At 56.2% G+C, this 598-nt stretch carries 1 protein-coding gene; it reads right to left on the bottom strand.

Translation table 11 applies throughout. The features are described from left to right. Positions 1-184: 184 nt before the first annotated feature. The gene (locus OUO13_RS14305) at positions 185-532 is read right to left on the bottom strand and encodes a hypothetical protein (RefSeq protein ID WP_283174584.1); all 348 of its coding nucleotides are present in this window, start codon (positions 530-532) and stop codon (positions 185-187) included. Between the last annotated feature and the right edge of the window lie 66 nt (positions 533-598).

Genomic DNA, 598 nt, shown 5'->3' with positions numbered 1-598 from the left:
GCGTTGTGCGGCTTTGGGCGCCCAGCCGCAGGACGACGGTCAGGCAAAACCTGATCGCCTTCCAGCCAGCGTTGTAGCGTTCGGACATTGAGCCCTAACTCAGCGGCAGCACGCGCTCGACGAGCTCCAGCCGAGATGCCTTCCAGAAAAATCTCCGCCAGACGTTGTCGGCATTCCAGGTCTGTCAGTCGTCCTCTTCCTCCAGTCCGTACAAGGCATTGAGCTTTTTTCGCATCACCAGCAAGGCGGCGGTCTCAGCCAGCGCCTTGTCCTTGCGACGGAGCTCTTTCTCCAGTGCGCGAATCTTCTTCTGGTCAGCACTGCGCTGACGCTTCAGTTCGGCGGCGGAGACTTTTGAACCTTGCATGGCAGCCATGCAATCGGCTTTCCACTGCTTGATCTGTTCGGGATACAAACCCCGTTGACGACAGTATTCAGACAGCTCAACTTCGCTCAATGAAGCGGTTTCCATAACGGCGGCGAAGCAGGCTTCAACCGGCCAGTCATCTGTGTTTTTGCCACTGTGAGGCACAGGCATTCCTTCTGATTTACACCGTTTGAGCCAATTGTATAACGTCGGCTCAGAGATGCCTTCTTC

Origin of the sequence: Parathalassolituus penaei, assembly GCF_026626885.1 — a bacterium.
GTDB classification, from domain to species: Bacteria; Pseudomonadota; Gammaproteobacteria; order Pseudomonadales; family Oceanobacteraceae; genus Oceanobacter; species Oceanobacter penaei.
This window is presented reverse-complemented; position numbering and strand designations above follow the sequence as displayed.